The organism is Streptomyces sp. NPDC048257 (assembly GCF_043201855.1).
GTDB lineage: Bacteria > Actinomycetota > Actinomycetes > Streptomycetales > Streptomycetaceae > Streptomyces.
In genome coordinates, this window is record NZ_JBICZI010000009.1 from 182989 (window position 1) to 191729 (window position 8741).

Here is an 8741-nt window from a genome sequence, read left to right on the forward strand (position 1 = left end):
ATCCCCGGGCGGCGCACCGCGGAGCAGGCGTGAGCCTGACCCCGTCAGGGGTAGGTTCACCGGTCGTAGGCAGGACAGGGGGATGGCCGGATCCCGTACGAACCGGCAACGTGGGGGCCACACCAGACGCAGTTCACCGTTCGAGGAGCACCCACCCCGATGTCCGTCACCCAGACCACTCAGCCCGCCCAGGCCCCCCAGCCCGCCCAGGGCACCCGGGTCGCCGCGTACGCAGCCCCCGCCGCCAAGGCCCCGCTGGAGCGCACCACCATCACGCGCCGCCCCGTCGGCGACCACGACGTGCTCATCGACATCAAGTACTCGGGCATCTGCCACTCCGACATCCACCAGGCGCGCGACGGCTGGGGCGAGGGCATCTACCCGATGGTCCCCGGCCACGAGATCGCCGGTGTCGTCTCCGAGGTCGGCGCGGCCGTCACCGGGTTCTCCGTCGGGGACCGGGTGGGCGTCGGCTGCTTCGTCGACTCCTGCCGCGTGTGCGAGTACTGCCTGCGCGGTCAGGAGCAGTACTGCGCCGAGGGCATGACCGGCACGTACAACGCCCTCGACCGCAACGGTGAGCCCACGTACGGCGGTTACTCCACCCACCTCGTCGTCGACGAGAAGTACACCGTCCGCATCCCCGACGGCCTCGCCCTCGACGTCGCCGCCCCGCTGCTGTGCGCTGGCATCACCCTCTACTCCCCGCTCAAGCACTGGCAGGCGGGCCCCGGCAAGAAGGTCGCGGTCGTCGGCCTCGGCGGCCTCGGCCACATCGGCGTGAAGATCGCGCACGCGCTCGGCGCGGAGGTCACCGTCCTGTCGCAGACCCTCCGCAAGAAGGAGGACGGCCTGAAGCTGGGCGCCTCCCACTTCTACGCCACCGCCGACAAGGCCACCTTCGAGGAACTGGCCGGCCGCTTCGACCTGATCCTTTCCACCGTCTCGGCGCCGCTCGGCCTGGACGCGTACCTGGGCCTGCTGAAGGTCGACGGCGCGCTGGTGAACGTCGGCGCCCCGGAGGAGCCGGTCGCGCTCAACCTCTTCTCCGTCATCAACGGCCGCAGGACCCTCGCCGGTTCGATGATCGGCGGGATCGCCGAGACCCAGGAGATGCTGGACTTCTGCGCCGAGCACGGGCTGGGCGCGGAGATCGAGCTCATCGGTGCCGACCGGATCAACGAGGCGTACGAGCGGGTGCTGGCGAGCGACGTGCGCTACCGCTTCGTGATCGACGCGTCGACGATCTGACCCGGAGCGCCGGAGCGCCGGAGCGCCGGGCCGTCGGGCCGTCGGAGCGCCGGAGGCCGGCTGCGGGTGTCACACGTTCTGCATGCCGCGTGCATGGCCCCGGCGGCCATGCTGCGGGCCTCGTGGGCGGACACGTACGCGCGCCGCGCGTGGGGACTGACGGCGGTCGCCGACGCGCCGGCCTCGACGCTCACCACGACGCTGTCGAACGGCACGGCCCGCGCCTGGCCCGAGGTACGCGTCACCCTCCCGCTCCCGCCCGGCTGGACGGCCACGCCCACCGGCCCCACGGCCGCGGCCTCCCTCGCCCCCGGCCGGGCCCTGACCACCACCTGGAGGGTGAGCGCGCCGACCACGGCCCCGGCCCTGCTCACACCGCAGGCGAGCACGTCCTCACCGTTCCGCTTCACGGCGCCGACGCGGTTCACCCCGCTCCCGGCGCCGCCCACGAAGGACAGCCACCTCAGCGACCTCCCGTGGGTCCCGGCCACCAACGGCTGGGGCCCGGTGGAGATCGACCGCTCCAACGGCAAGCAGGGGGCGGGCGACGGCACCCCGATCGCCTTCGGCGGTGTGACGTGCCCCAAGGGCCTCGGCGTCCACGCCCCCTCGGAGATCGTCTGCCACCTGGGCGGCCGCGCGTCCCGGTTCACCGCCCTCGTCGGCATCGACGACTTCTCCACGCACCAGTCGCCGGCCGGCGCCACCCGCGCCGTCGTCCGGGCCGACGGCCGGACGCTGCTGACCACGGCCACCCTGACCGGAGCCGGCGGCCCGACCGCGATCGACCTCGACGTGAGCGGCGTCCGCCTCCTCCACGTGCTGGTCGAGGACGCGAACGCCCGCTCCTCCTTCGACCACACTTCCTGGGCCCGCCCCTACGTGACGCTCACCTGATCCGGGGCGGCCTTCAGTACCCCGACGGGTGCGCGGACAGCCATCCCGAGTGCCGCTCGCGCATCCGGTTCGGGTCGTCGGCTTCGTCCAGAGTGGTCGTGCGGGAGCAGCGGGCCCGGCGGCCGGTGCTCCCGCCAGAAACGGGTCAGCCGCTCGTGCGCGGGATCGGCGAGCGGGACGCTCAAGCCCCGGGGGCCTTCGCCACGCCGATCGGGCAGGAGACGCCCGTGCCGCCGATGCCGCAGTAGCCGCCCGGGTTCTTGTCCAGGTACTGCTGGTGGTGTGCCTCAGCGGGCCAGAAGGGGCGCTCGGCCGCCGGGAGGACCGCCGTGGTGATTGGGCCGTAGCCCGAGGAGGCCAGGACCTGCTGGTAGGCGGTGCGGGAGGCCTCCGCCGTCGCCTGCTGGGCGGGGGAGTGGGTGTAGGCCGCAGAGCGGTACTGGGTGCCCACGTCGTTGCCCTGGCGGAAGCCCTGGGTGGGGTCGTGGGACTCCCAGAACAGCTTCAGGAGCGCCGCGTAGGACACCTGGGACGGGTCGAAGACCACCCGCACGACCTCGGTGTGCCCGGTCAGGCCCGAGCAGACCTCCTCGTAGGTCGGATTCTCGGTGAAGCCGCCCTGGTAGCCGGCCAGCGTGGTCCACACCCCGGGGGTCTGCCAGAACTTGCGCTCGGCGCCCCAGAAGCAGCCCAGGCCGAAGTCGGCCACCTCGAGGTGCGCGGAGTAGGGGCCGGACAGCGGGTTGCCCAGCACGGTGTGCCGGTCGGGCACGGCGAACAGCGGCTCCGTGCGGCCCGTCAGGGCCTCCTCGCGGGTGGGGAGCTCGGGCGTACGGCGGTACGAGAACATGGATTCCCTCCTTGTGGCAGTGACAACGTGCGGAGGGCGGGCCGGGATTCCCCGACCCGCCCTCCGCCGCCGCATCCGTCAGAAGCCCGGCGTGCTCACGCCCACCGCCCAGTCACGGGCGTACAGGTACCGGCCCTTCGGCGATCCCGCGTAGGACCACGGCAGGCAGCCGATGTACCCGTCGATGTGACGGAACTGCTCGACCGCCTGCTCGTCGCGGTCCTGCCAGAACAGCAGGTACGCCAGCAGGTGCCGGATGCGCGCCGTCCCCGGGTGGTCGTCCCCGGCCGCAGCCAGGTCCAGCAGCGCCGCGTCCACCGCTGCGACGATCTCCGGCTCCTTGAAGAACGTCTCGGCCGTCAGGTCGTCCTCGTGCGTCTCCTGCTCGAAGTACGCGATCAGCGGCAGCAGCGACAGCAGGTCACCGGGACGTCCGGCGGCCGCCGACTCCCGCGCGAAGGCGAGCGCCAGCTCGTGCGAGCCGCGCCACTTCCGGCACCAGTACTGCAGGCCGCTGATGTGCGACCACAGGACCTTCGGGTCGCGCTCGACGACCTGCGCCCACAGCTCTAGGTACCGCTCGTGCGAGTAGCCCAGGCCCTGCCCGATGGGCTGCTCCACGATGTACGGGGTCGGGTCGGCCGGGTCGGCGAGGCGCTGGGCCTCGTGCGCGACCTCCTGCGCCTTGACCAGCAGTTCGCGGAAGAGCCGGAACTGCTCCTGCGTGGTGCGGCTGCCCGACTGCCCACCGCGTACGTTCCACGCCACCATGATCGCGGTGTCGGCGTCGACCAGGGCGGCCGTCGGGTCCTCGGGCCGGGCCGCGCGCCAGGCCAGCAGCCACGCGTCGTCCTCGGCGGCCGCCTCGGCCAGCGGGCGGACCCGCTCCATCCGCTCCTGCCAGTCCTTGCCGGCCGCCTCGATGTAGGCGGCGCCCGCCTCCCAGTCGCCCGACCGGACGGCCTCCAGGGCGGCCGTCCGCTCCGGCGGCACCGGAGCGGGGTTCTCGGTGTCGAGGTCGGCCTCCGCCACGAAGCCCAGGGCGACGACCTTCGCCGCCTTCTCGGCCTTCTGCTCGGCCTTGACGGCATCGGTACCGGCGTTCAGGGTCCCGATCTCGGCCTCGAGGGCCTTCGCCTTGCGGATGTAGTAGGCGCCGCGCAGGAACTTGAACGCGCCGAACAGCAGCACGGCGCCCAGGATGTAGAGGCCGATCACGGGGCAAGCACCAGCTTTCGCAGGGATTCGGTGTCGGGCTGGTCGGCGACGGCCGCGTCCAGGACCGGGCCCAGCCGGTCCTCGAAGCCGTCGGCCGTGTAGCGCAGGGCGGCCGAGTCGGACCAGGACAGCTGCCAGCGGGCGGCGCCGCGCTCCGTCAGCTCGACGGTGACCAGCTGGTTCAGGGCGCGCCGGACGACCGGGCGGGCGAACTCGCGGGCCGTGCGGCCGGTCGCGGCCGCCGCCTCCTCGGACTTCGGGAAACGGTCGGCGATGCGCCAGCGCACGGCCGGGTCGGCGTCGATCGCGTCGAGCAGCGCTTCGAGCCCGGGGCCCGCGCCCTCGGCGGCGAGGGCCTCACGGATGTCCTCCGCGCCCTGGCCGACGTACAGGGTCATGGACCGGTGGACGAGTTCGTCCCAGTCGACCCGCTGGAGCGCGAGCGCCTCCGGAGTGAGGACGACCTGCTCCAGCGCGGCCAGCGCCGCGCCGGCGTCGGCCAGCAGCTCCAGGGCCGGGCGGGCGGCCCGCCCACCACGGCCGTCGTCGGGCAGCGCCTCGATGCGGGCCACGCGCTCGGCGAGCGCGGGGTGGGAGTCGTAGGGGGAGGTGGGCTCGGTCGACAGTTCCCGGCGCAGCTCCTCCAGATCGGCCGACCGCGCGTCCAGGAGCCGGCGCAGACCGCCGAAGACCTCACCGGGGCGGGGCAGCAGACCGGCGCCGACGCCGAGGGTGGCGTACGAGCTCATGTAGAAGTCGTGCGCCGAGTCGAGGGCGTTCAGCTCGCGCAGCGCGGAGGCGGCGGAGTCACGTCCGGCGACGCGGACCGAGGCGAGGTCGGCGGCGAGCTCCTGGCGGCGGGAGGTGGAGCGGGTGGCGCGCATGTAGAAGTTGCCGTACGCGATGTAGATCTTGGCCATGGCGCGGTACATCGCACCCTCGCCCGCGGTGTCGACGCCCTTGGCCTTCTTGCCCTTGGCGATCCGCTTCTCGTCCTTGCGCTCCTGCTTCGCGCGCTCCTTGGCGACCTTCTTGTCGGCACGCTCGTGGAAGTAGCCGATGGTACGGATCAGCTGGGCGCGACCGCGGGCGATCAGCGGGGTGAGGCGGGTGTCGAAGTTCGCGTAGTGGCCCATCTCGTGGGCGAGGACGGCGCGCAGCTGCATCTCGTCCAGGCCCGTCATCAGCGGCAGGCCGAGGTACAGGCGGCGGGTGCCGGGCCGCAGACCCAGCAGCCTGGCGTCCTCGGCGACGGCCGCGTTCACCTCGTCGATCAGCACGATCTCGTCGGGGGCGCGGGTGCCGACCTGCTGCGCGACGTCGCGCACGGCCCGCCACAGCTCGGGCTCCTGCGCCTCGCTGACGGCGACACCGGCCGGGGCATCGCCCCTGGGGGTGCGCAGCATGAACAGGCCGCGCACGATCGGGACGGTGAGGACGACGGAGACGAGGAGCAGCTTCGCCACGACCGGGCCGTGCAGGTGGGTGACGAGGGCGTAGTCGATTCCACCGAGGGCGGCCAGCAGGAACACGCCGAGCAGATAGAAGCCGGCGAGCAGGACGAGAGCGCGCAAGGCGCGCAGTGAAGCGCCCATATGGACAGATCCCCCCACGGGAACGAAAAGAGTGGGTGGCAGGGCAGAAGGCCACGGCCACCGCCGCATCATGCGGCCTGTGATTACTTACAGCAACCTTATTCTCCATGGATCCCCGCCCACAGGCGGGGTGGGGCACTGTGCGGCGTCCCGGCAGGCGGGGCGAACCGCTGGCGGCGGTGGGCAGTGCGCTGCGGGGTGGGGGCGCTCGGGGACGTCCCCGCAGGTCGAGCGAACCCACCGCCGCCCGCCGGACCGGTCCGGCTCAGGGTTCGCGAGCCGAGGAGACGTCCCGGAGGGACCCCACCCCACCCCGCGCCGCCGCGCCGCCGCCGGGCCGGGCAGGGCCGCCGCCGGGCCAAGGGCAGGGCCGCCGCCAGGCACAAGGGCAAGGCCCGGGATCCGCCGACCCGCCCGGAGGGCTACCGCGGCAGGGTCGCCGGCGACCCGCCGTTCGCCTCGTACCCCGCCACCGCCATCGCCCGGTACACGGCGTACACCGCCGCCGGGTCCTCCGCCTCCGACCACGGCAGCGCGCCCACGTACCCGTCCACGTGCCGCACCTGCTCCATCGCCTCCGCCCACCGCTCCATGCAGACCAGGAACATCATCAGCAGGTGCCGCACGTGCGCCAGCACCGGGTCGTCCTGCCGCGCCGTGTGCACCGTGTACAGCGCGCCCTCCACCGCCCGCGTGACGACCGCGCTCCGGTAGAAGCTCGGGCTCAGCACGATGTCGGGCTGGTTCTCGCGCAGCGCGAACATCGGCAGGGCCGCCAGCAGCGAGCCCTGCGGGGCGCGCGCCGCGGCCGCGTGCGCGAAGGCGTCGGCCTTCTCCCGCGAGCCGTGCCACTGCGCGCCCCAGTAGTGCAGCGCGGCGAGATGGGCGCCCATGTGCTCCGGGGCCCGGTCGATGACCTTCGCCCACAGCTCGTCGAACTCCGCCTCCGGGTAGGCCAGTCCCCGCGCGACCGCCAGCTCCGTGATGTACGGGACCGGGTCCCCCGGCGCCAGCAGCGCGGCCTTGCGGCACGCCTCCCGCGCCTCCTCCAGGATGATCCGGTGGTCATCGGAGCCGACCCCGCCCGACTGCCGCCACGCCTGCTGCACCAGCAGCTCCGCGTGGACCTGCGCGCCGCCCGGGTCCTTCTCAGCCTCCAGCCGCCACGCCTTCAGCCACTGGGCGCCCACCCCGGGCTGCGCCGCCAGGTCCAGGGCCGCCGCACCGCCGAAGGCCTGTACCCGCTGCCAGCGCCGCTCGCCCTCCCGCGGGGTCCCGGCGAGCAGCTGCGAGGCCGCCTGCCACTGCCCGGTGCGCTGCACGTTGTCGAGGGCGTCCATCAGGTCCTGGTCGGGACCGGGGACCCGGACGTCGAGCTCCTCCTGCCGGGCGAATCCGTAGTTCTCCGGGTCGGCGGCATCGGGGCTGCCCGGCGCGACCAGGCGGATACCCCCGCGCCGACGCCGGATGTACGGACCGAGAATGAACGCGATCATGACCATCGCGAACACCAACCACAGAATCTCCATGCCTCCAGCGAACCAGACCGAGGGGGGAGCGGGCCAATAGGGGTGCGGGTCCCGGGCGGGCATAGCATCGGACCATGAGCGACGACAGCCACGAGCACCAGAGCTTCGAGACCCGCGCGATCCACGCGGGCAACACGGCGGACCCGCAGACCGGCGCGGTCGTACCCCCGATCTACCAGGTTTCCACCTACAAGCAGGACGGTGTCGGAGGACTCCGCGGCGGCTACGAGTACAGCCGCAGCGCCAACCCGACCCGTACCGCGCTGGAGGAGAACCTCGCGGCCCTGGAGGGCGGCCGTCGCGGCCTCGCCTTCGCGTCCGGGCTCGCCGCCGAGGACTGCCTGCTGCGTACGCTGCTCGCGCCGGGCGACCACGTGGTCATCCCGAACGACGCGTACGGCGGCACCTTCCGCCTCTTCGCGAAGGTCGTCTCCCGCTGGGGCGTCGAGTGGTCGGTGGCCGACACCTCCGACCCCGAGTCGGTACGGGCGGCCCTCACCCCGAAGACGAAGGTCATCTGGGTCGAGACCCCCTCCAACCCGCTGCTCGGCATCACCGACATCGCCGTCGTCGCCGACATCGCGCGGACGGCCGGCGCCAAGCTGGTCGTGGACAACACCTTCGCCTCGCCCTACCTCCAGCAGCCCCTCGCGCTCGGCGCGGACGTGGTCGTGCACTCGCTGACCAAGTACATGGGCGGGCACTCCGACGTGGTCGGCGGCGCACTGGTCACCGCGGACGCGGCGCTGGGCGAGGAGCTGGCCTACCACCAGAACGCGATGGGCGCGGTGGCCGGGCCGTTCGACTCCTGGATCGTGCTGCGGGGCATCAAGACCCTGGCCGTGCGCATGGACCGGCACGCGGAGAACGCGGGCAAGATCGTCGAGATGCTCGCGCGCCACCCGAAGGTCACCAAGGTCCTCTACCCGGGCCTGGCCGAGCACCCGGGGCACGAGGTCGCGGCCAAGCAGATGCGCAACTTCGGCGGCATGATCTCCTTCCAGGTCGCCGGCGGCGAGGAAGAGGCGGTCGCGGTCTGCGGCCGCACCAAGATCTTCACCCTGGCCGAGTCCCTGGGCGGCGTCGAGTCCCTGATCGAGCACCCGGGCCGCATGACGCACGCGTCGGTGGCCGGCTCGGCCCTGGAGGTCCCGGCGGACCTCATCCGCCTGTCGGTGGGCATCGAGAACGGCGATGACCTCCTCGCGGACCTGACCCAGGCCCTGGGCTGACCCCCCCGCCGGGCCCCACCCGCCCCCGCCGGGGCCCGGCCCCTCCCGCCCATTCCGGCTGCGCCGGGCCGTATCAGCCTCGCCGGGGGGGGGGGGGGGGGGGGGGGGGGGGGGGGCCCCCCCCCCCCCCGCCGCCCGGGGGGGGGGGGGGGGGGCGGCCGGCCGGGCG

At 73.4% G+C, this 8741-nt stretch carries 7 protein-coding genes; 3 read left to right on the forward strand and 4 right to left on the reverse strand.

The genetic code is table 11. The annotated features are described in order from the left end of the window. Positions 1-159: 159 nt before the first annotated feature. Both ACGFZK_RS20185 and ACGFZK_RS20190 read left to right on the forward strand, forming a co-directional pair. Complete coding sequence (locus tag ACGFZK_RS20185; protein ID WP_393850226.1) at positions 160-1251, forward strand: NAD(P)-dependent alcohol dehydrogenase; 1092 nt, start codon at positions 160-162, stop codon at positions 1249-1251. 93 nt (positions 1252-1344) lie between these two features. After that, positions 1345-2148: an NPCBM/NEW2 domain-containing protein gene (locus ACGFZK_RS20190; protein WP_393850227.1), complete on the forward strand. Its 804-nt coding sequence runs from the start codon at positions 1345-1347 to the stop codon at positions 2146-2148. A 181-nt stretch (positions 2149-2329) separates the two neighbouring features. On the opposite strand, the gene msrA is transcribed toward ACGFZK_RS20190, so the two are convergent. The 4 genes from msrA to ACGFZK_RS20210 form a co-directional block, all read right to left on the reverse strand. Further along, a complete protein-coding gene (gene msrA / locus ACGFZK_RS20195) occupies positions 2330-2998 on the reverse strand; it encodes a peptide-methionine (S)-S-oxide reductase MsrA (protein WP_393850228.1) in 669 nt (222 codons plus the stop codon). Between the two features lie 78 nt (positions 2999-3076). Continuing rightward, positions 3077-4216, reverse strand: coding sequence for a hypothetical protein (locus tag ACGFZK_RS20200; RefSeq protein ID WP_393850229.1), 1140 nt, complete (start codon positions 4214-4216; stop codon positions 3077-3079). After that, a complete protein-coding gene (locus ACGFZK_RS20205; protein WP_393850230.1) occupies positions 4213-5811 on the reverse strand; it encodes a M48 family metallopeptidase in 1599 nt (532 codons plus the stop codon). The genes ACGFZK_RS20200 and ACGFZK_RS20205 overlap by 4 nt, the downstream gene beginning before the upstream one ends. A gap of 422 nt (positions 5812-6233) precedes the next feature. After that, on the reverse strand, positions 6234-7340 hold the full coding sequence (locus tag ACGFZK_RS20210; protein WP_393850231.1) for a hypothetical protein: 1107 nt from the start codon (positions 7338-7340) through the stop codon (positions 6234-6236). A gap of 74 nt (positions 7341-7414) precedes the next feature. On the opposite strand from ACGFZK_RS20210, the gene ACGFZK_RS20215 reads away from it, so the two are divergent. Then, entirely contained in the window at positions 7415-8572 is a 1158-nt protein-coding gene (locus ACGFZK_RS20215) for a cystathionine gamma-synthase (RefSeq protein WP_393850232.1), read from the forward strand. The last annotated feature ends 169 nt before the right edge of the window (positions 8573-8741 follow it).

What these genes read in the sequence shown, in the direction of transcription:
- ACGFZK_RS20185 (WP_393850226.1), top strand. Translation starts at nt 160, where the DNA reads ATGTCCGTCACCCAGACCACTCAGCCCGCCCAGGCCCCCCAGCCCGCC.
- ACGFZK_RS20190 (WP_393850227.1), top strand. Translation starts at nt 1,345, where the DNA reads ATGGCCCCGGCGGCCATGCTGCGGGCCTCGTGGGCGGACACGTACGCG.
- msrA (WP_393850228.1), bottom strand. Translation starts at nt 2,998, where the DNA reads ATGTTCTCGTACCGCCGTACGCCCGAGCTCCCCACCCGCGAGGAGGCC.
- ACGFZK_RS20205 (WP_393850230.1), bottom strand. Translation starts at nt 5,811, where the DNA reads ATGGGCGCTTCACTGCGCGCCTTGCGCGCTCTCGTCCTGCTCGCCGGC.
- ACGFZK_RS20210 (WP_393850231.1), bottom strand. Translation starts at nt 7,340, where the DNA reads ATGGAGATTCTGTGGTTGGTGTTCGCGATGGTCATGATCGCGTTCATT.
- ACGFZK_RS20215 (WP_393850232.1), top strand. Translation starts at nt 7,415, where the DNA reads ATGAGCGACGACAGCCACGAGCACCAGAGCTTCGAGACCCGCGCGATC.